General features: G+C 64.3%; 16 protein-coding genes and 1 riboswitch. Of the genes, 7 read left to right on the plus strand and 9 right to left on the minus strand.

What is annotated here, in order from left to right; all coding sequences use genetic code 11:
- Nucleotides 1-35: 35 nt before the first annotated feature.
- Nucleotides 36-199: riboswitch (cyclic di-AMP (ydaO/yuaA leader) on the minus strand.
- Between the two features lie 987 nt (nt 200-1,186).
- The 6 genes from Q4G50_RS03685 to Q4G50_RS03710 all read right to left on the minus strand — a co-directional run bounded on the left by Q4G50_RS03685 (nt 1,187) and on the right by Q4G50_RS03710 (nt 7,656).
- The gene (locus Q4G50_RS03685; protein ID WP_303376294.1) at nt 1,187-2,815 is read right to left on the minus strand and encodes a cytochrome bc complex cytochrome b subunit; all 1,629 of its coding nucleotides are present in this window, start codon (nt 2,813-2,815) and stop codon (nt 1,187-1,189) included.
- Nucleotides 2,815-4,035 carry a ubiquinol-cytochrome c reductase iron-sulfur subunit gene (locus Q4G50_RS03690; RefSeq protein WP_303376295.1) on the minus strand — a complete coding sequence of 407 codons (1,221 nt, stop codon included), beginning with the start codon at nt 4,033-4,035 and terminating at the stop codon, nt 2,815-2,817. Before Q4G50_RS03690 ends, Q4G50_RS03685 begins: the two co-directional genes overlap by 1 nt.
- Nucleotides 4,032-4,925: a c-type cytochrome gene (locus Q4G50_RS03695; protein WP_303376296.1), complete on the minus strand. Its 894-nt coding sequence runs from the start codon at nt 4,923-4,925 to the stop codon at nt 4,032-4,034. The genes Q4G50_RS03690 and Q4G50_RS03695 overlap by 4 nt, the downstream gene beginning before the upstream one ends.
- A 65-nt stretch (nt 4,926-4,990) precedes the next feature.
- Complete coding sequence (locus tag Q4G50_RS03700; protein WP_303376297.1) at nt 4,991-5,605, minus strand: heme-copper oxidase subunit III; 615 nt, start codon at nt 5,603-5,605, stop codon at nt 4,991-4,993.
- A gap of 509 nt (nt 5,606-6,114) precedes the next feature.
- Entirely contained in the window at nt 6,115-6,546 is a 432-nt protein-coding gene (locus tag Q4G50_RS03705) for a cytochrome c oxidase subunit 4 (RefSeq protein ID WP_303376298.1), read from the minus strand.
- 15 nt (nt 6,547-6,561) lie between these two features.
- Nucleotides 6,562-7,656 carry a cytochrome c oxidase subunit II gene (locus tag Q4G50_RS03710; protein ID WP_303376299.1) on the minus strand — a complete coding sequence of 365 codons (1,095 nt, stop codon included), beginning with the start codon at nt 7,654-7,656 and terminating at the stop codon, nt 6,562-6,564.
- A 387-nt stretch (nt 7,657-8,043) separates the two neighbouring features.
- Here Q4G50_RS03710 and asnB point away from each other — a divergent pair, with 387 nt between their 5' ends.
- A complete protein-coding gene (asnB, locus tag Q4G50_RS03715; protein WP_303376300.1) occupies nt 8,044-9,966 on the plus strand; it encodes an asparagine synthase (glutamine-hydrolyzing) in 1,923 nt (640 codons plus the stop codon).
- 62 nt (nt 9,967-10,028) lie between these two features.
- Here asnB and Q4G50_RS03720 read toward each other — a convergent pair whose 3' ends face one another.
- Nucleotides 10,029-10,373, minus strand: coding sequence for an iron-sulfur cluster assembly accessory protein (locus Q4G50_RS03720; RefSeq protein WP_303376301.1), 345 nt, complete (start codon nt 10,371-10,373; stop codon nt 10,029-10,031).
- A gap of 145 nt (nt 10,374-10,518) precedes the next feature.
- Between Q4G50_RS03720 and Q4G50_RS03725 the strand changes: the two genes are divergently transcribed.
- Both Q4G50_RS03725 and Q4G50_RS03730 read left to right on the plus strand, forming a co-directional pair.
- On the plus strand, nt 10,519-11,217 hold the full coding sequence (locus Q4G50_RS03725; protein WP_303376302.1) for a DUF3043 domain-containing protein: 699 nt from the start codon (nt 10,519-10,521) through the stop codon (nt 11,215-11,217).
- 2 nt (nt 11,218-11,219) lie between these two features.
- Entirely contained in the window at nt 11,220-12,197 is a 978-nt protein-coding gene (locus Q4G50_RS03730) for a nicotinate-nucleotide--dimethylbenzimidazole phosphoribosyltransferase (protein WP_303376303.1), read from the plus strand.
- On the opposite strand, the gene Q4G50_RS03735 is transcribed toward Q4G50_RS03730, so the two are convergent.
- The gene (locus tag Q4G50_RS03735; protein WP_303376304.1) at nt 12,194-13,300 is read right to left on the minus strand and encodes a branched-chain amino acid aminotransferase; all 1,107 of its coding nucleotides are present in this window, start codon (nt 13,298-13,300) and stop codon (nt 12,194-12,196) included. The genes Q4G50_RS03730 and Q4G50_RS03735 overlap by 4 nt on opposite strands.
- 83 nt (nt 13,301-13,383) lie before the next feature.
- Here Q4G50_RS03735 and Q4G50_RS03740 point away from each other — a divergent pair, with 83 nt between their 5' ends.
- Nucleotides 13,384-14,862: a leucyl aminopeptidase gene (locus Q4G50_RS03740; RefSeq protein WP_303376305.1), complete on the plus strand. Its 1,479-nt coding sequence runs from the start codon at nt 13,384-13,386 to the stop codon at nt 14,860-14,862.
- Nucleotides 14,863-14,936: 74 nt separating this feature from the next.
- Here Q4G50_RS03740 and Q4G50_RS03745 read toward each other — a convergent pair whose 3' ends face one another.
- On the minus strand, nt 14,937-15,329 hold the full coding sequence (locus Q4G50_RS03745; protein ID WP_303376306.1) for an oxidoreductase: 393 nt from the start codon (nt 15,327-15,329) through the stop codon (nt 14,937-14,939).
- Nucleotides 15,330-15,434: 105 nt separating this feature from the next.
- On the opposite strand from Q4G50_RS03745, the gene sucB reads away from it, so the two are divergent.
- The 3 genes from sucB to gcvT all read left to right on the plus strand — a co-directional run bounded on the left by sucB (nt 15,435) and on the right by gcvT (nt 21,588).
- Nucleotides 15,435-17,552 (plus strand): 2-oxoglutarate dehydrogenase, E2 component, dihydrolipoamide succinyltransferase, encoded by a 2,118-nt coding sequence (gene sucB, locus Q4G50_RS03750; RefSeq protein ID WP_303376307.1) that lies wholly within the window; start codon nt 15,435-15,437, stop codon nt 17,550-17,552.
- Nucleotides 17,553-17,642: 90 nt separating this feature from the next.
- Entirely contained in the window at nt 17,643-20,483 is a 2,841-nt protein-coding gene (gene gcvP, locus Q4G50_RS03755) for an aminomethyl-transferring glycine dehydrogenase (protein ID WP_303376308.1), read from the plus strand.
- A 1-nt stretch (nt 20,484) separates the two neighbouring features.
- Nucleotides 20,485-21,588 (plus strand): glycine cleavage system aminomethyltransferase GcvT, encoded by a 1,104-nt coding sequence (gene gcvT / locus Q4G50_RS03760; RefSeq protein WP_303376309.1) that lies wholly within the window; start codon nt 20,485-20,487, stop codon nt 21,586-21,588.
- The last annotated feature ends 7 nt before the right edge of the window (nt 21,589-21,595 follow it).

A 21,595-nucleotide genomic window follows, 5' to 3' on the forward strand; every position in this document is an offset into this window, starting at 1 on the left:
TTGTTGAGGCGACGGTGCTGAGCCACGAATGTTTCTCCAGATCTTCCTTGTGCCTGCCGGGTTAGCTGACGGGTTGGGATTCTTCGGAAGCTTCCCTCCCCCGGTCCACGCCGCTTTGCGACGCTCTCGCGGAGGATGTACCCCAGAAAACTCATTGGTTCCCCGGCTCCCCTGTGCGGGGATTAGGCATTCTTTTCAGTTCAGTCATTCGGCGGCTTCATCAGGAAGCCCCGCAATGTCTCGAATAGGTTACGAAATAACAACGAACGTTGTCCAACGCGACCCTTCGGCGCGTCCTCGTTATCAAGCCGTTATCGAAAAAGTGGCGCCGGAAAGGAGCTGGAGGCAACACTGCGCCCCCACCACCAGATGGATGACGAGACCACCAAGTGCCCCACCCTGACCTGCGAAGACGGCACATCAGGGGAAACCCTGAGGAAGATGGCAACCCCTTGAAACTATGCGACCGCAACCACTGGAGGGCTTCACTGTGATTTGCAACACATTCATCGCGAGTGACCCATTGTATGCCCCACCTTCCACTGGAGTCACATGAGTTTCGTGATGCTTTTGCGACATAGCCGGGCCGTCGTCCGCGGAGATAGTGCTCGAACCCCGGCGGGTCTTCGCCTACGTCTCGGGTGCTTTCGCGACGCAGAAGCGCGCATGCGCGCGGTTCCTGGCGCTGTACGGGGGATGGGCAGCAGTCCGCAGCTGCGGACTCAAGCCCTGCAGGAAGAGGGTTATACCGCCAGCGGGCTAGACGAGCGAGTCCCCAAAAGCGCGCACGTGCGCGGTTTCGGGCGGTATGCGGTACGCGCGGTAACAGTCCGCAGCTGCGGACTCAAGCCCTGTAGGAAGAGGGTTATGCCGCCAGCGGGCTAGACGAGCGAGTCCCCAAAAGCGCGCACGTGCGCGGTTTCTGGCGCTTTACGACGCTTAACAGCAGTCCGCAGCTGCGGACTCACGCTCTGCGAGAGAACGATGCTGTCGCAAGCCAGCCAATCAAACGGCTCCCCGACAGACGCCGTCCATTGAACGTCAAGAAGACTCGCGAGCAATGCGAATTCTGCATTTACCTCGCGACCATGAACCGAGCCCGTGAACGACGAGGAGACCCCGCCTCCCCCAGGTATCGGGGTGGCGGGGCCTCTACTCGTGAGCGCAGTGACTACTGCAGGAGGTACTAGTCCAGGTAACCGTCTTCGCGGTCCTTGGCGCGGTTGGCCTCGTTGAGGTTATCCAGCATCGCGGCCTCTTCACGGTGGTTGGCGTGAGCGGTATCGACAGCAGCGTCAGTGTAACGCTGGTCGTCAGCCTTGATGAGGGAGCCGCGGGAGATGCGGTCTGCGAAGCCCAGCTGGTTCATACGCTTCGGGACAGCAGCACCGGCGTAGGCCAGCGGCAGCGGGTGGCCGTGCTCGTCGACCGGGCCCAGCGGCTGGTGGATCTCGACGAAAGCACCGTTCGGCATCTGCTTGATCACACCGGTCTCGATGCCGTGCTCCAGCACAGCGCGGTCAGAGCGCTGCAGGCCGACACAGATGCGGTGGGTGATGAAGTAGGCGATCGGCGGCAGGATGATGACACCGATACGACCGAACCAGGTCATAGCGTTTAGGGAGATCTGGAAGAAGTGCGCAACGTGGTCGTTACCACCGGAGATGGTCACCAGCAGGAAGAAGGTGATGGCCATGGCGCCGATACCGGTACGGACCGGAACGTCACGCGGACGCTGCAGCAGGTTGTGGTGAGCGTCGTCGCCGGTGGCGTTCTTCTCGATCCACGGGTAAGCGAACAGCAGGACAACCATCAAACCACAGACCAGGGCGACCCAGAAGGCGGACGGAATGGTGTAGTTGCCGAGGTAGAGCTCCCAAGCCGGCATGACACGGGCGACGCCATCAGTCCACAGCATGTAGACGTCAGGCTGGGAACCAGCGGAGACCTGCGACGGGTTGTAGGGGCCGATGTTCCAGATCGCGTTGATGGTGGTCAGACCGGACATCAGGGCCAGGACACCAGCGGTCAGCAGGCCGTAGCCGATGGCCTTGGTAGCGAAGACCGGCATGATGCGGACACCGACGACGTTGTTCTCGGTGCGGCCAGCGCCCGGGAACTGGGTGTGCTTCTGGTACCAGACCAGCGCCAGGTGGGCGGCGATCAGGCCGAGGATGATGCCCGGCAGGATCAGCACGTGTGCGATGTAGAAACGGTCGAGCATGAGGTCGGACGGGAAGTCACCGCCGAAGATCAGCCAGTGCAGCCAGGTGCCGATGATCGGCAGGCCCAGGATGATGGCAGACATGATGCGGAGGCCGACGCCGGAGAGCAGGTCATCCGGAAGGGAGTAACCCATGAAGCCCTCGGCCATGCCCAGGATGATCAGGGTGCAGCCGATGATCCAGTTGGCCTCACGCGGGCGTCGGAAAGCACCGGTGAAGAAGACACGCAGCATGTGCGCGACCATGGACATCATGAACATCAGGGCGGCCCAGTGGTGCATCTGGCGGACGAAGAGTCCACCGCGGACCTCGAAGGAGATGTCCAGTGCGGTTGCGTAGGCGCGGGACATCTCGACGCCGTTGAGCGGCAGATAGCCGCCCTGGTAGATCACCTTGGTGATCGACGGGTCGAAGAACAGTGCCAGGTAGACACCGGTCAGCAGCAGGATGATGAAGCTGTAGAGAGCCATCTCACCGAGCATGAAGGACCAGTGGGTCGGAAAGACCTTGTTCAGCTGCGGGCGCAGCAGGCCTGACGCCGTGTAGCGCGAATCAATGTTGTTGGCCGCTTGGGCCATCTTTGTGCTCATTAGGACTTACGCTCCCAGAATGCAGGGCCAACGGGCTCGATGAAGTTGCCCTTGGCGATGAGGTAACCCTCTTCGTCAACCGTGATCGGCAGCTGCGGCAGTGCGCGGGCGGCCGGGCCGAAGACCGGCTTGCCGTACTGCAGTGCGTCGAACTGCGACTGGTGGCACGGGCACAGGATGCGGTTGGTCTGTGCCTCGTACAGAGAGGTCGGGCAGGCGATGTGGGTGCAGATCTTCGAGTACGCGTAGTAGTCGCCGTAGTGGAAGTCCTCCTGGCCTTCGCGCTCGACGGCCTTCTCGGCGTCGGCGGTGCGCAGGCGGATCAGCATGACGGGGTTACGCGGACCGTGGACGGAGTGCATCTGCTCGACGTAGACGTCGCGCTCGGCGTTGTACTGATCGCCGTCGTTGACGTACTCCTCCGGCAGCGGGTACACGGTCTCCATACCGCCGGCGTCGATGTCCTCGGGGCGGACGCGCACCAGGCGGGAGACACCGGTGGTGGTCCAGTGGGTGCCGGTGTCGCCGGTGTGCTGCTCGGCGATGGCTCCGGTGTCACGCGCGAGGTACAGCTTGACGCCGTTCTCGTGCAGGGTCCAGCCGGAGGTCCACAGGGTGCCGTCACCCATGATGCCGAGCTCGCCGCGCTTCCACGGGTTCTTGATCATGCCGCCCAGCGGGGCGATGACGACCAGGCCAAAGAGGATGCCGGCGCCGCCGAGCAGACCCTGCAGTGCCTTGCGGCGACCGAGGGTGGAGGTCTGCCAGGAGTCATTGAGCAGTGCGGTCAGGGTCCGGCGGTCGACCTCGGAGGAGGGGCCGTCGTGGCGACGCTGCACCGAGATCTCCTCGGGGATAATGGTCTTCACGTAGAGGACCACCGCGATACCCAGGGCGATAATGGAGATGCCGGAGGTCAGGCCCAGAGCCGGGGTGTAGAAGGTGTGCCACAGGTGGCCCTCCTCGCCCAGGTTCTTGAACTCCCACGGCCAGAAGATGTAGATGGCCAGGAAGGCGATGGCGGCGACGATGCCGACTGCCAGCCAGATGCCCACGGCGCGGGCCGCACGCTTTTCAGCCGGGTCGTTGGCAACCGGGAAGCGCTCCTTGCGGAAGGCGACGGTCACATCGTCGAGCTCGGTGCCCAGGCGGGCGAGCTCGTCGTTGCTCATCGCGTTGAGCTCCTGGTTGGTGTAGTTCTTCTTCACTTCGTTGCTCATGAACGCGATCCAATCCACATAGCGGCAAGACCCAGGATGGTGATGCCGATGAACCACATGGCCATACCCTCAGAGACCGGGCCGAGGCCGCCGAGGCCCCAACCACCCGGAGACGGGGTCTCCTTGGTGGCCTTGATGAAGGCGATGATGTCCTTCTTCTCGTCAGCGGAGAGCTGACGATCGGAGAACTTCGGCATGTTCTGCGGGCCGGTCAGCATGGCCTGGTAGATCTCCTGCTCGTTGGCGGGATCCAGCGGCGGTGCGTACTTACCGGACGACAGGGCGCCGCCACGGCCGGTGAAGCTGTGGCAGGAGGCGCAGTTGAGGCGGAAGAGCTCGCCACCGCGGGCGATGTCCTGCGCGTCAATCATGCCGTTGTAGTTCTTGCCGCGGAGGGACTCCATGGCGAGGGTGCCGTCCTCGTTGTACACCAGCTCCGGTCCGCCGCCGTTGGCTGCCACGTAGGCAGCCATGGCCAGGGACTGAGCCTCGGTGTAACGCGGGGCCTTACGCTCTGCCTGAGCGTCGTTGGACATCATCGGCATACGGCCGGAGTGCACCTGGAAGTACACGGCGCCTTCGCCGATACCGATGAGGGAGGGACCGCGGTCCTGGACACCCTGCAGGTTGGCACCGTGGCAGGTGATGCAGGCGACGTCGTAGAGGTCCTTGCCCTCCTGGATGAGTGCCTGGTCGTCACGCTGTGCGGTGGCGACCTGCGCGTCCGGGGTCAGCGCGGTGGCGAGAACGCCGGCGCCGGTCAGGCCCACGGTAAGCGCGAAGGCACCAACGGCAGTCCGGCGCATCTTGCGGCGGCTGCGTGCCTTCTTGGCCGGCGCGGGCGACTGTGCGTCGCCGTTGGCGGCAATGTTCGGATTGGTATCCATCATTTTCCTTTAGAGAATTCGGTGTGGAAAGTGAATGGCTGCAGGCCGATTGCTCGGCAGGCTACGGCCTACTGGACAAGGTAGAGAGTGATGAAGACGCCGATCCAGATGACGTCAACGAAGTGCCAGTAGTAGGACACTGCCATTGCGGCGGTGGCCTGTGCCGGCGTGAACTTGGACACGGTGATACGACGCAGAATGACAATGAAGGCGATAACACCTGCAGTCACGTGTGCGGCGTGGAAGCCCGTGATGATGTAGAAGACCGAGCCGAAAACGCTCGACTGGACGGTCACTCCGTGGAGGATGAGCTCATACCACTCGTATGCCAGGAAGGCGAGGAAGCCAACTGCCAGACCAACGGTAATGAGGAACCAACGACGAAGCCCGTAAACGTCACCCCTTTCTGCTGCGAAGACGCCGAACTGCGAAGTAACCGAGGAGGCGACCAGAATGGCCGTGATGATAAAGCCGAACAGCACATTGAGATTTGCTGTCTGCTCATTCCAGTCGCCTGCCAGGCCGTTCGCACGCGAGGTGAAGTACATCGCGAAGAGTCCGGCGAAGAACATCAATTCCTGAGACAGGAACACAATCGTGCCGACACTGACCATGTTGGGTCGGTTCAGTGCGGGAACACGCTGTGGTGCTGCCATACCTGAGTTTGAAACTGCGCTCGTCACGCTGACTAGTATGACGGCTCTCGCGCACAAAGTCACTTCATCACCCCCCGCCCGTGTCGCCGAAATAGGAATACCACCAGCGGTTTTCTTTGTTGAAGTGCCCCCGAGAAGTTTCCCTACACCCGCGGGAACTTTTTCCGACGCCATCCGACGCACTATTCCTGCAGGTCATGTCCCCCAGTGCCTCTTGAACTCCCCCGTGGCACTCGTTGCGGGTAACCATACCTCAAACAATCCCGGCCGTCTGGAGTTCCGTCCCCGAACCCTGAGAGATGTAAATCACACAGGTTTTCACGCCTCATCCACGGGTTCCAACTTTCGGTTGACCCCCTTCTAGCTGCGGTTTCCCTCCCCCACCCACCAGAAAGCGATGCTTATCGACGCCCCGCGTCCCCCACGCGGGCGTCGATAAGCAGGTGCGAAAACGACTGCGAAAACAACCAGGCACCCGGCCCGATAAACGGGGCGGGTGCCTGGTGCGAGATTCGTGTGGCCGGAACCGGTGGAGGCTAGTGCTTTTCCTTCGGCACACCGTACTGCAGGCTGAGGCCGTAGGTAGCCCAGATCAGCAGGACGGCGCCCATGGCGATGAGCCAGAAGTGCCAGAAGGCGATACCCAGACCGGTGACGCCGACAGCGCCGGCCATCCAGATCGGGTAGATGGAGTTCGGGGAGAAGAAGCCGAGGATACCGGCCTTGTCCTCGACCTCTGCCTCTTCCCAGTCCTCGGGGAGGATGTCAGAGCGGGAGGAGGTGAAGTGAAGGTAGACACCCAGCATGACAGCCAGCGCGGTGGAGAGGATGAGGGCGGTGACGCCGACCCACTCAGTGCCGCCGAGGTAACCGTCATCGCCGACGAAGCCGGTAGCGAAGATGTAGATGACAGACATCAGAGCGAGGAACGCGGCGATGCCGTACATCAGTTTAGAACCAGAGTTCATGGTGAGATTCCTCCGTTAGATGTTGGCGTTGTGATCCACGTAGTTCTCGCCGTCCCAGGTCTGACGGGACGAGTTGAACGGGTGGGTGGTGGTGGCGTACGGGGCCTCGCCGATGGAAGCCAGGGCCTCAGAGTTCGGGGCGCCCGGGTTGTCCAGACGGAACTGCAAGTACTCGGTGAAGGCCTCCGGAGAGACGACACGGAGCTCGAAGTTCATCATCGCGTGGTAGGTACCGCACATCTCGGCACAGCGCCCGACGAAGGCACCCTCTTCTTCGATGGCCTCGATCTGGAAGGCGCGCTGCTGCTGGTTGGCCTCTGGATGAGCGAAGGCGTCACGCTTGAAAAGGAACTCCGGGATCCAGAAGGAGTGGGCCACATCGCCGGAGGCGAGCTGGAACTCGATCGGGGTGTTGGAGGGGAGGACCAGGACCGGGATCTCGTCGGTGGTGCCGACGGTCTCGATCTCGTTGAAGTTCAGGTAGGACTGGTCGCCCTTGGACATGCCGTGGATCGGGTTCGGGTTCTTCACCGTCTCCGGGTCATCGAAGCGGGTGGCGTCGGCCAGGGCCTGACGCTCCTCATCATTGCCGTCGTAATCAGAGCCGGTCGGGCTCAGGCCGGCGGCGACGTTCTGGTAGCCGAACTTCCAGTTCCACTGGAAGGCGGTCACGTCGACGGTGACCTCCGGGTTCTTATCCAGTGCGGTGACCTTCTGCTGGGTCTGCACAGTGAAGAAGAACAGGCCCATGACGATGAAGATCGGCATGATCGTGAGCACGAGCTCCAGCGGCACGTTGTACTGCAGCTGCTTCGGGAACTCACCGTCGCCACGCTTCTCCGCCTTCTTGGCGTTCCAGCTGAACACGGCGACGAGCATGAGAGCCCACATGATGATGCCGATGATCCAGGCAGTAACCCAGACCCAGACCCAGAAGTTGTACATGGCGGTTGCCTCCGGGGTAATACCCGTCGGCCAACCCATGCCGATGATCCTGCCGACGCTCTCCGGGGGAGCCACGTCACAACCGGCGAGGGCGAGGCCGCCAAGAGCCATCACACCGCCGAGGCCCGCCTTACGGGCGAAGCCACGCTTCTTACGCTGTTCCACGTGTGTCTGCCTTCCTGTCCACACTAAATCCTTGAACACTGGTTTAAGCATTCCTGATACTGCAGGATAGTTCATTCACGGTGGTTATCCATGCCGTTTTCCACCTGCGAAGTTGTTCAGGTCGCTACCTGTGTTCCTCGAAGTACCCCGGATGTTACAGCCCATGTGGGCTTACCCGCGAATGTAGCCCCACCCCCTCCCGATTCGGTGTAACCCATTTCACAATCCGCAGGTGGCGGCATCATCCGAAAGTATCCCTCCGTAAGTGGACCCTTTTCTACCCCCTCCCCCATCCAGCCTGACAACCGTGCCGATGTCATCCCCGGACCGGGATGGGCCGTATCGTAGGACCGAATACGTCCGTTATATAGAGGAGAACAATTCCAGATGTGCGGTTTTCTAGGCATGCTCACCGCCGCGGGTGACGCGGGCTCGTTTGTCGACGCCGTGACCCGGGCACTGCCGTGCATGCGTCACCGCGGCCCCGACGATGACGGCACGTGGCACGACGAGGACGTCGTCTTCGGTTTCAACCGCCTGGCCATCGTCGACCTCGAGCACTCCCACCAGCCCCTGGTGTGGGGCCCGGCCGACAACCCCGAGCGCTACGCCCTCATTTTCAACGGCGAGATCTACAACTACGTGGAGCTGCGCGAGGAACTGCAGGCCGCCGGCCACGCGTTCCGCACCGAGGGTGACTCTGAGACCATTGTCGTCGGCTTCCACCACTGGGGTGAGGATGTCGTCGAGCACCTGCGCGGCATGTTCGCTTTCGCGGTGTGGGACACCCAGGAGAAGTCGCTGTTCGTCGCACGTGACCAGTTCGGCATCAAGCCGCTGTTCTACGCCACCACCCCGGCCGGTACCGTGTTCTCCTCCGAGAAGAAGTCCATCCTGGAGATGGCACCCGAGCTGGGTCTCGGCCTGGACCTTGACCGCCGCGCGATCGAACACTACGTCGACCTCCAGTACGTGCCCGAGCCGGAGACTCTCCACGCCTCCATCCAACGCCTGGAGTCCGGTTGCACCGCCACCCTCCAGGCCGGCGGCACCGTCACTGCCCGCCGCTACTTCAAGCCGCGCTTCGACGTCACCCCCGTGCCCAAGGGCGCCGAGCAGGACCTTTTCGACCGTATTGCCCGGGCGCTGGAGGACAGCGTCGAAAAGCACATGCGTGCCGACGTCACCGTCGGATCCTTCCTCTCCGGCGGCATCGACTCCACCGCCATCGCCACCCTGGCCAAACGCCACAACCCGAACCTGCTGACCTTCACCACCGGCTTCGAGCGGGAGGGTTACTCCGAGGTTGATGTCGCCGCGGAGTCGGCCGCCGCGATCGGTGTGGAGCACATCGTCAAGGTGGTCTCCCCCGAGGAATACGCCGCCGCGATCCCGAAGATCATGTGGTACCTCGACGATCCCGTCGCCGACCCTTCCCTCGTGCCGCTGTATTTCGTGGCGCAGGAGGCCCGCAAGCACGTCAAGGTAGTGCTCTCCGGGGAGGGCGCCGATGAACTCTTCGGCGGCTACACCATATATAAGGAACCGCTCTCGCTGGCACCTTTCGAGAAGGTCCCCACCCCCCTGCGCCGGGGTCTGGGCCGTCTGGCCCGCATCCTGCCCGATGGCATGAAGGGCAAGTCCCTGCTAGATCGGGGTTCCATGACCATGGAGGAGCGCTATTACGGCAACGCGCGCTCCTTCAACTTCGAGCAGCTGCAGCGCGTACTGCCGTGGGCCAGGGAGGAATGGGACCACAAGGAGGTCACCGCCCCCATCTACGCGCAGTCCCGCCACATGGACCCGGTCGCCCGGATGCAGCACCTGGACCTTTTCACCTGGATGCGCGGCGACATTCTGGTCAAGGCCGACAAGATCAACATGGCCAACTCCCTCGAACTACGTGTGCCCTTCCTGGATAAGGAGGTCTTCGCCGTCGCGCAGTCCATCCCGCACGATCTGAAGATCGCCGGGGGCACCACCAAGTACGCTCTGCGTAAGGCCATGGAGCAAATCGTCCCGCCGCATGTTCTGCACCGGAAGAAGCTTGGCTTCCCGGTGCCCATGCGCCACTGGCTGGCCGGCGATGAGCTCTTCGGCTGGGCACAGGACACGATCAATGACTCGCAGACCGACGACATCTTCGACCGGAAGGCTGTCATGGAGATGCTCAAGGAACACCGCGACGGCATCTCCGATCACTCCCGACGTCTGTGGACCGTGCTGGCGTTCATGGTCTGGCACGGCATCTTCGTGGAGGACCGCATCGACCCGCAGATTGAGGAGAAGGACTACCCGATCGATATCTGAGGCGCGAGAAGGCGCCCGCTCTCCCCTACCGGGAGGGCGGGCGCCTTTTCGTCTGGTGACGTTTAGTTGAAGGAGTCGCCGCAGGCGCAGGCGCCGCCCGCGTTGGGGTTATCGATGGTGAAACCCTGGGACTCGATGGTGTCGGAGAAATCGATCTTCGCGCCGGTGAGGTACGGGACACTCATCTTGTCCACCACGAGGCGGACTCCGCCGACCTCATCGGCCTTGTCGCCGTCCAAATCGCGGTCGTCGAAGTAGAGCTGGTAACGCAGGCCAGCGCAGCCACCCGGCTGGACGGCGATGCGCAGAGCCAGGTCGTCGCGGCCCTCCTGGTCGAGCAGGGCCTTCGCCTTCGCGGCGGCTGCGTCGGTGAGGATGACGCCGGTGCTGGATGCGGGAGCGGTCATGATGTTGATCTCCTTGCGTGGGGAAAGCTTTTGTTACGCGCCCACTGTACTCGTCGCCCGAGAAAGGGTGCGCTTACCCGTTTACAACGCACCTCATGCCACCCGTATTCCCGTATTCCGGCCGGGGCCTTGTAGCCTGGGACTCGTGAAACTCCCCTGGCAGAAATCTGAAGCATCCTCCCCGGCCGAGCCTGCGGCGACGCCGGAGGTCACCACCACTGAACAGCCTGAGCAGCCGCTGCCGAAGGGCTACACGCCGCCGAAGGGTCGGCCGACTCCGAAGCGTCGTGAAGCGGAGATTGAGCGTGGTGTCATCCGTGACCGCACCGCTCCCCGTTCCCAGGCGCAGGCCAGTGCGCAGCGCAAGGAACTGAAGAAGTCCATGTCCAAGCAGGAGTGGAAGGAGTACAAGGCCAAGGAGCGCGCCGAAAGCCGTAAGCAACAGCAGCAGGTGCAGAAGGCGATGGATGACGGCGATGAGCGTTATCTTCTGCCCCGTGACCAGGGCGTGGAGCGTCGTTTCGTCCGAGACTGGGTCGATTCCCGTCGATTCATCAACAACTGGGTACTGCCGGTCGCGCTGGGTCTGCTGGTGATTATGTTCATCGGTACTTTCGCGCCGACGTTCGCCAACATCATGTCACTCATCGCGATGGCGCTGATGGTGGTCTTCTTCATTGAGGGCATGTGGGCAGGTATGGCCGCGAACAAGGCCGTCCGGGAGCGCTTCCCGGAGACCACCGCGACCGGTTTCGGCCTGGGCTTCTACACCTATTCGCGTATGACGCAGCCCCGTAAGTGGCGTTCCCCGAAGCCGCGCGTCGCGGTCGGCGATAAGGTGTAGCCATGCTTATCGACGCCGCCCCCACCGCCCCCGACGACCACGCCCGGGAGGCCGCCCTTGGGGCTGCAGCAGGACAGGGTACGGGCCGGCTCGCTGAGCTCGGCGCCTGGATCGCTGCATGTCAGGGCCATTTCCCGCCGCGTGCTCTGCAGCGTTGTCGGGTGGTTGTGTTTGCGGGGGATCACGGCGTCGCACAGCGTGGGGTGTCTTCCCTGCCACCGGAGCATTCCGTCGAGTGTGCCGCCGAGATCGAGGCGGGCGACGGTGCGGCGAATGTGCTGGCGCGGGTGGCGGGGGCCTCGATACGCGTGGTGGATATTTCCCTCGACCACGAGGCGTGGGGGGAGGAACGCGTGGCGCGTTCCACGGGCTCCATCGACGTCGAGGACGCCATGGATGCGGAGCAGTTTTCCCGCGCCGTGGAGATCGGGCGTCGTGTCGCTGACCAGGAGATCGATTCCGGCGCGGACCTGCTCATCCCCGGCGACCTGGGGGCAGGCAACACCACCGTCGCCGCCGCAGTGCTGGGGGCTTTCTCGGGGACGGAACCGGTGGCGGTCGTCGGCCCGGGTGCCGGCCTGGATACCGAACGCTGGAAGATCAAGGTCGAGGCCATCCGCGATGCCATGTTCCGTGTCCGCGGCTTAAGCGATGATCCGGAGGAGGTGCTGCGCCGCATCGGCTCCCCGGACCTGGTGGCGCTGACGGCCTTTATCGCGCAGGCTGCGGCACGCCGCACCCCCGTGCTTCTCGACGGCGCCCCCGTCACCGTCGCCGCCTACCTCGCCGAACGTTTCTCCCCCGGCACCCGCGCCTGGTGCCAGGCCGGGCAGCTGAGCCCGGAGCCCGCGCACCTTATCGCGCTGCAGGCACTGGAGTTGACCCCCTTGGTGGCCCTGGACATGAACGCCGGCCAGGGCGCCGGCGCGCTGGCCGCGCTCCCGCTGCTGCGGGCCGCCGCCGACCTGCTGGCTGATTAAGCGTCCACCAGCGTGTGCACCCAGCCGTGGGTGTCCTCATACTCACCGCGCTGGATGTGGGTGAGGCGTTCGCGCATGGCCATGGTGATCTCACCCGGCTGGTTACCGTTGATGTCGAACTCACCGTGGTTGGACAGCACCCGCCCGACCGGGGTGATCACGGCGGCGGTGCCGCAGGCCATGGCCTCAGTCATCGCCCCGGACTCCACATCATCGCGCCACTCGAACTTGGTGATCTTGCGCTCCTCCGTCTCATAACCGAGGTCGCGGGCGACCTGCAGCAGGGAGTCGCGGGTGACACCGGCGAGCAGGGAGCCGGATAGCGCCGGTGTGATGATCTTCGCGTCCTCGCCCGAGCCGTACACGAAGAAGAGGTTCATGCCACCCATCTCCTCGATGTAGGTGTGCTCGATGGCGTCCAGCCACACAACCTGGTCGCAGCCCTTCTCCTCCGCCTGCGCCTGCGCGAGCAGGGAGGCGGCGTAGTTGCCGGCGAACTTGGCCGCCCCGGTGCCACCCGGCGCGGCGCGGACAAAGTCCTCGGACAGCCACACCGACACCGGCTTGACGCCCCCGGTGAAATAGGCGCCGACGGGCGAGGCGATAACGAAGAAGGTGTACTTATTCGCGGGGCTGACACCCAGGGAGACCTCGGTGGAGATCATGAAGGGGCGCAGGTAGAGGCTGGCTTCGCCGCCGGCAGCGGGAACCCAAGCCTGGTCGACGTCGACAAGCAGTCGGATCGCCTCGAGGAAGTCCGCAGTCGGCAGCGGCGGCATCGCCATGCGCTCGGCGGAACGCTGCATGCGCTCGGCGTTGCGCTCGGGGCGGAAGGTCGCGATGGAGCCGTCCGGCTGGCGGTAGGCCTTAATACCCTCGAAGATTGCCTGGCCGTAATGGAACACGGTGGTCGCCGGGTCCATGGGGATCGCCTCGTAGGGACGCACGCGGGCGTCGTGCCAGCCCTTCTCCTCGGTCCACTCGATGGTGACCATGTGATCGGTGAAGTTCTTGCCGAACCGCGGATTCTGCAGAATCTCCTCGCGCGCCTCATCGGATGTCGGGCTGCTCGTGCGGTTCACGGTGAAGTTGAGAGACGTCATGCGGACAACGCTACACCGACACCGACCGGGCGATCTCTATAAGCTGGATTCATCCCATTCCACGTCCAGGAGGTTATTTTTCTATGGCGAAAACCACGTTCACCCTTCCCGCCCGCGGCACCACCCCCGCCGTCGAGCTGGCGAAGAAGGCCCCGAAGTCCGTCGATGCCGTGCTCGTGCCGGTGCTGTGCGGTGAGGACGGCCCCGAGCTGCCTGCCTCTGCATTGCTTGACGACGCCGCCTTGCGCCAGGCTCTCACCTCCCTCACCGCAGTCGGCGCGAAAGGCAAGGAAGGGGAGATCACCCGTGTCGTCATCGACGAGCAGCTGGTGATCGCCGTGGGCCTGGGTGATCCGGAGGAACTCGACGACGAGACCGTCCGCCGCGCCGCCGGTTGCGCCGCCCGCGCCCTCAAGGGTGTCGGCACCGTCGCCACCACCCTGGGTGTCTTCGGTCTGGCGCCGGCCGTCGAGGGCCTCATCCTCGGCGCGTACCACTACCGCGGTATCCGGAGTGAAAAGGAGGAGAACGGCGGCGTCGAGAAGCTCGTGTTCGTCGAGGGCGACAAGAAGGAGTTCGAGACCGCGGTGACCACCGCGGAGGCCGTCGTTTTCGCCCGCGACCTGGTCAACACCCCCTCCTCGCACCTCTACCCCGAGTCCTACGCAGGCGTGCTTGCCGACGCCTCCGCCGACGCCGGCGTCAAAGTCGAGATCCTCGACGAGAAGGATCTGGAGAAACAGGGCTTCGGCGGCATCCTCGCCGTGGGCCGCGGCTCGGAGCGGGCCCCGCGCCTCGTGCGCCTGACCTGGGCCCCGCGCAAGGCCAGCAAGGCCGTCGCCATGGTGGGCAAGGGCATCACCTTCGACACCGGCGGCATCTCGCTCAAGCCGGGCGCGAACATGGAGAACATGATTTCCGACATGGGTGGCTCGGCGGCCGTCGCCGCCACCGTGCTGGCCGCCGCGAAACTCAAGCTGCCGGTGCGCATCACCGCCACCCTGCCGCTCGCCGAGAACATGCCCGATGGCCGCGCCACCCGCCCCGGCGACGTGATCACCCACTACGGCGGGATCACCTCCGAGATCATCAACACCGACGCCGAGGGCCGCATCGTGCTGGCCGACGCCCTCGCCCGCGCCACCGAGGACAACCCCGACTACCTGCTGGAGGTGGCCACCCTCACCGGCGCCCAGATGGTTGCCCTGGGTACCCGCACCACCGGTGTCATGGGCTCCGATGAGTTCCGCGACCGCGTCGCCGAAGTCGGCCGTGAAGTCGGCGAGCCCGCCTGGGCCATGCCGCTGCTGGAAGAGCACGAGGAGACCATCAAGTCCCCCACCGCGGACCTCCGCAACATCGACAACACCCGCTGGGGTGGCATGGAATACGCCGGGCTCTACCTATCGAAGTTCATCGGCGAGGGTATTCAGTGGGCCCACCTGGACATCGCCGGCCCGTCCTTCAACTCCGGCTCCGTCCACGGCTACACCCCGAAGCGCGCCACCGGTGTGCCGGTGCGCACCTTCCTGTCGCTACTGGCGGAGATCTCCGCCGAGTAATTCCCCTGACGAACGTGTATATCCCCCGTGCATGAGCATGGGGGATATACACGTTCTCGCTTTAGTGCCCCGGCTCAGTCCGGGAGCTCGCCCCGTTCGAAGGCGGCGCGGCGGCGCTTCTGCTCTTCGCGCTTGCGCAGCAACCGATCGCGTTCGATCCGCTCGCGCATCCGCTGGGGGTACCCGGTCTCTTCCACATCGAAGATGGAGACACCGAGCATCTTCGCCACCGCGTCAATACCTTTCGGCCCTCCGATGCGGCGGCGGGTGAAGTCCCCGTGTTCGTCGACAAGCACCACGGACATCTCGTTGACCACGGTTTCCGGCTCGACATAAGCCTCGACGAACGCCTTGCCCTGCACCCATGCGCGAAGGTGGTCTGCGTCCTCCTGGCGGATGGTGTCGCCGGGTGCGCGCGGGGGCCGGAGACCGGACCGGGACTTGTTGCGACCGAATAGATTGAACACGACTTACAATTGTAGGGGCACTGAATACCCGGCCGCCTAAACCCCGGTACGCTGGGGCCTATTAGCTATCGAACAACAAACGACTTTCGAGGAGTCAGAAACACTATGGCGTTCTCCGTAGAGATGCCCGAACTGGGCGAATCCGTCACCGAAGGCACCATCACCCAGTGGCTGAAGCAGGTCGGCGACACCGTCGAGGTCGACGAGCCGTTGCTCGAGGTCTCCACCGACAAGGTCGACACTGAGATCCCCTCTCCCAAGGCTGGTGTCCTCCTGGAGATCAAGGCTGAGGAGGACGACACGGTTGATGTGGGTTCCGTGATCGCCATCATCGGTGAGGAAGGCGAAGAGGCCGACTCTTCCGATGACTCCGACGACGAAGCTGAGGCCGAGGCTGACGAGGCTGAGGAGAAGGAGGAGGCTCCCAAGGAGGAGAAGAAGTCCGCTCCGAAGTCTTCCGGCAAGGCCACGGATGTGGAGATGCCGGAGCTGGGTGAGTCCGTCACCGAGGGCACCATCACCCAGTGGCTGAAGCAGGTCGGCGACACCGTCGAGGTCGACGAGGCGCTGCTGGAGGTTTCCACCGACAAGGTTGACACCGAGATCCCGTCCCCGGTGGCCGGCACCATCCTGGAGATCCTCGCGGATGAGGATGACACGGTTGATGTGGGCGAGGTTATCGTCCGCATCGGTGACGCCGATGCTGACGACTCTGACGACTCCGACGATGACGATGAGGATGAGGACGTCCCCTCCGAGGAGGAGATCGAGGAGGCCGAGTCCAAGGAGGACAACGACACCGTCGAGGAGGCCGCCGACGCCGACGAAGATGACTCCGAGGACGAGGATGTCTCCGGCGATTCCACTGATGTCGAGATGCCGGAGCTCGGCGAGTCCGTCACCGAGGGCACCATCACCCAGTGGCTGAAGCAGGTCGGCGACAACGTCGAGGTTGACGAGCCGCTGCTCGAGGTCTCCACCGACAAGGTCGACACCGAGATCCCATCCCCGGTCGCTGGCACCCTGCTGGAGATCCTCGCCGATGAGGACGAGACCGTCGATGTCGGCGAGGTCATCGCCCGCGTCGGTTCCGGTTCCCCGAAGAAGGCCGCCAAGAAGGACGCCAAGGACGAGGACAAGAAGGACACCGACAAGGCCGAGGCAGAGGCTGAGAAGCTCGCCGAGGACAACGAGAAGGAGGAGCCGAAGAAGAAGGAGGCTCCCAAGGCTGAGAAGTCCGAGCCCAAGGAGGAGAAGGAAGAGAAGAAGTCCAACGCCGATGTCCCCTATGTCACTCCGCTGGTCCGCAAGCTCGCTGACAAGCACGGTGTCGATCTGACCAAGGTGGAGGGCACCGGTGTCGGTGGCCGCATCCGTAAGCAGGATGTCCTGGCTGCCGCCGAGGGTGGCGCCGACGCTGAGTCCGAGAAGTCCGAGAAGTCCGAGGACAAGGGTGCCCGCTCCAACTGGTCCACCAAGTCCGTGGATCCGGAGAAGGCCGAGCTCATCGGCACCACCCAGAAGGTCAACCGCATTCGCGAGATCACGGCGAAGACCATGATCGAGTCCCTGCAGAAGTCGGCTCAGCTGACCCATGTCCAGGAAGTCGACATGACCCGCATCGCGGAGCTGCGCAAGGCCAACAAGGAGGCGTTTGTCTCCAAGCATGAGGCGAACCCGACCTACCTGGTGTTCATCGTCAAGGCTGTCGCCGAGGCCCTGGTCTCGCACCCGAACGTCAACGCGTCCTACAACGCGGAGACCAAGGAGATGACCTACCACGAGGACGTCAACATCGGCATCGCCGTGGACACCCCGCAGGGTCTGCTGGTGCCGGTGATCAAGAAGGCGCAGGATCTCTCCCTCGTCGAGATCGCCGCCGCGATCACCGACCTGGCCGAGCGGGCCCGCAACCGCAAGCTGCGCCCGGACGATCTCTCCGGTGGCACCTTCACCGTGACCAACATCGGTTCCGAGGGTGCTCTGCTGGATACCCCGGTGCTCACCCCGCCGCAGGCCGGAATCCTGGGTACCGCGGCCATCGAGAAGCGTCCGGTTGTGGTGACCGATGACGGTGTCGACTCGATCGCCATCCGTCAGATGTGCTACCTGCCGTTCACCTACGATCACCAGGTGATCGACGGTGCGGACGCTGGTCGCTTCATCACCACCATCAAGGATCGTCTGGAGACCGCGGACTTCGAGTCCGATCTGGCTCTCTAGTCTGAACTGAGAAAACCGTCACCCTCGCCGGGGTGGCGGTTTTTCTTATACTTGGTGTCATCAGATCCCCCACCGAGGAGCCGATCCCGCATGACACTGCCACCGATCACCGATTCAGCCTCCTACCTGGCCCGACACACCGGGCCTGACAGCAGCGAAGAGCAGGTGATGCTGGATGCCCTGGGATATGACACCCTTGATTCGCTTATCGACGCCGCCCTCCCCGCCGACATCCGCATCCCCGGGCAGCTGCCCGAGCGGGCCCCGCTCAGCGAAACGGACGCGCAGGCCCGGCTGCGCACCTACGCCGAGCGCAACACGGTGCTGAAGTCCTTCTACGGGCAGGGTTTCTCCGACACGATCACCCCGCCGGTGATCCGCCGCAATGTGGTGGAGGATCCGGGCTGGTACACGGCATATACGCCGTACCAGCCGGAGATCTCGCAGGGCCGCCTGGAGGCGCTGCTCAATTTCCAGACGATGATCTCCGAGCTCACCGGTCTGCCCATCGCCAATGCTTCGCTTCTCGACGAAGCCTCCGCCGCCGCTGAGGCCATCGGCCTGATGTCGCGGGCGAAGAAGAAGGGCCGCCGCGTGGTGCTGGATTCCCGCCTGCATCCGCAGGTGCTGGCGGTGGCCGCCGAGCGGGCCCGTGCCATCGACCTGGAAGTCGCGGTGGAAGATCTCTCGGCCGAGCTGGTGGGCGAGGATTACTGCGGTGTCGTCATCGCCTACCCGGGCACCGAGGGTGATATCACCGATCCCCGCCCGGTCATCGACGCGATCCATGAGCGCGGAGGCCTGGCCACCGTGGTCACCGATCCTCTGGCGCTCATGCTCATCGAATCGCCCGGTGAGCTGGGCGCGGATATCGCGATCGGTTCCTCGCAACGTTTCGGTGTGCCGTTGTTCTACGGTGGCCCGCATGCCGCGTTCATGGCGGTATCTGATGCGCTCAAGCGCCAGATGCCGGGCCGCCTGGTGGGTGTCTCTGTCGACGCGGAAGGGGCGCCCGCGTACCGCCTCGCCCTGCAGACCCGGGAGCAGCACATCCGCCGCGAGCGCGCGACCTCGAATATCTGCACTGCGCAGGCCCTCCTCGCCGTCACTGCGTCAATGTATGCCGTGTATCACGGCGCGGAGGGACTGACACGCATCGCGGAGCGCATTCACGGCCTGGCCAGTGATTTCGCCGCCTCCGTTGAGGGTGTGAAGCACCACAACTTCTTTGACACCGTCGCCGTCGAGGTGGCGGATGCCCACGCGATGGTCGACAAGCTCGCTGACGCCGGCTACCTCGTGCGCCCGATCAGTGACACCCTGGTCGGCGTGAGCTTCGGTGAGTCGGCGACGGAAGGGGACGTCGAGAAGCTCGTGGAGGCTTTCGGCGGCACCCTCGCCGAGGGCGACTCCGCGCTAGGTGTCCCGCGTGAGACCCCGACGTTAACGCACGAGATCTTCAGCTCCATCCACTCGGAGACGCAGATGCTGCGTTACCTGCGCCAGCTCTCCGACAAGGATCTGGCACTCGACCGGACGATGATTCCGCTGGGTTCGTGCACGATGAAGCTCAACCCGACCGCCGGGATGGAAACGATCACCTGGCCGGAGTTCGCCAACATTCACCCCTATGCACCTGCCGAGCAGGCCGCGGGATGGATAGCGCTCATCGAAGAGCTGGAGGGCTGGCTCGCGGAGCTCACCGGCTATGCCAAGGTATCCGTGCAGCCCAACGCGGGCTCCCAGGGTGAGCTCGCCGGACTGCTGGCCATCCGGCGTTTCCATGTGGCGAACGGCGACATGGAACGCGATATCTGTATCGTCCCGGCGTCCGCGCACGGCACGAATGCGGCCTCGGCCACACTCGCCAACCTGCGGGTCGTCGTGGTGGCGACCGCGGAAGATGGTTCCATCGACCTCGCTGACCTCGACGCCAAGCTGGAGGAACACGGCCCGCGCGTCGCCGCGATCATGATCACCTACCCCTCCACCCACGGCGTTTTCGAGGACACGGTGCGCCAGGTATGCGACAAGGTCCACGCCGTCGGCGGGCAGGTATACATCGACGGCGCCAACATGAACGCCCTCACCGGGCTGGCGCAGCCGGGCCAATTCGGCGGCGACGTCTCCCACCTCAACCTGCACAAGACCTTCACCATCCCGCACGGCGGCGGCGGTCCGGGTGTGGGCCCGGTGTGCGTCGCCGAGCACCTGGTCCCCTTCCTGCCCGCCGACCCATTGCTTATAGACGCCACCTCCCCCGCCGCAACCGGCAGCGGAGTCCCCATCTCGGCCACACGCTACGGCTCCGCCGGCGTGCTGCAGATCTCGTGGGCGTATATCGCCATGATGGGCACCAAGGGGCTGGCCCGTGCCTCCGCCGGGGCGATCCTCGCCGCCAACTACGTGGCCCGCTCCCTGCACGAGGCCTTCCCCGTGCTCTACACCGGCCGTGGTGATCTCGTCGCCCACGAATGCATCCTCGACCTGCGCGAGCTGACGAAGAAGTCGGGGGTGACCGCGGCGGACGTCGCCAAGCGTCTCATCGATTTCGGCTTCCACGCCCCCACCCTCGCCTTCCCCGTCGCCGGCACCCTCATGGTGGAGCCGACCGAGTCGGAGGACCTCGCTGAACTGGACCGCTTCATCGAGGCGATGCGCACCATCCGCGCCGAGATCGACGAGATCATCAACGGCCACATCGCTTACGAGGATTCCGTCCTCCACCACGCCCCGTACACCGCGTGGAGCGTCTCCCGCGAGAAGTGGGAGTATGAGTTCAGCCGCGAGCAGGCTGCGTGGCCGGTACCGGGGCTGCGGCGTAACAAGTACTTCCCGCCGGTGCGCCGCCTCAACGAGGCCTATGGTGACCGCAACCTCGTCTGTTCCTGCCCGCCGCCTGAAGCCTTCGACATCTCCGAGGAGAACTAACGTGTCTGATCTGCGTACCAGTCCCCTGCATGAGCGCCACGAGGATCTCGGCGCCACCTTCACCCCCTTCGGTCCGTGGACGATGCCGCTGAAATACGGCAACGAGCTCGATGAGCATCGCGCCGTGCGCAGCAGCGCCGGGTTGTTTGATCTCTCCCATATGGGTGAGATCCGGGTGCGCGGCCCGCAGGCCGGTGAGTTCCTCGATTATGCGCTCATTTCCACCCTGTCGACGATCCCGGTGGGCAAGGCCAAATACTCGATGATCGTCAACGCCGAGGGCGGAATTCTGGACGACCTCATCTCCTACCGGCTGGCCGAGGACGAGTACCTCGTCGTACCCAACGCCGGGAACACCGATGTGGTTTGGTCGGAGTTTCAGGACCGTGCCGCAGATTTTGATGTGGAACTGACTAACGAATCCCTCGACACCGCGCTCATCGCCGTGCAAGGCCCGCGCGCCGAGGAGCTCATCGCCGACCTGGTCGCCGGTGATGATGAGACGGTGGTGCGCGGCATGAAGTACTACTCCGCCGCCCCCGTCACCGTCGCCGGGTACGACACCCTGCTGGCACGTACCGGCTACACCGGCGAGGACGGCTACGAGCTCTACCTCCCCAACGCCGAGGCCGGCGAACTGTGGGATGCCCTACTCAACGCCGGCGCCGCCTATGACCTGCTGCCCGCGGGTCTGGCCGCCCGCGATTCCCTGCGCCTGGAGGCCGGCATGCCTCTCTACGGCCAGGAGCTGGGCACGGACATCACGCCGGTGGAGGCCGGGATGGCGCGCGCCTTCGCCACCAAGGAATCGGACTTCGTGGGTCGGCAGGCCCTGGCGGGCCGGGAGGCAACGTCTGCCATCGTCGGACTCAAGGGCCTGGGCCGTCGCGCCGCCCGCGAAGGCGCCGACGTCTACCGCGGCGATGAGCGCGTCGGTGTGGTCACCTCCGGGCAGCCCTCGCCAGTCCTGGGCCACCCCATCGCCCTGGCGCGGCTGCAGCCGGATGCCACCGAGGTAGGTACCGAGCTGGAGGTGGACATCCGCGGCAAACGCCACCCGGTGGTCATCGTCAAGTTGCCGTTCTACACCCGCGCCGAGCGCTAACATCAAT

Origin of the sequence: Corynebacterium sp. (genome assembly GCF_030538285.1) — a bacterium.
Lineage (GTDB): Bacteria > Actinomycetota > Actinomycetes > Mycobacteriales > Mycobacteriaceae > Corynebacterium.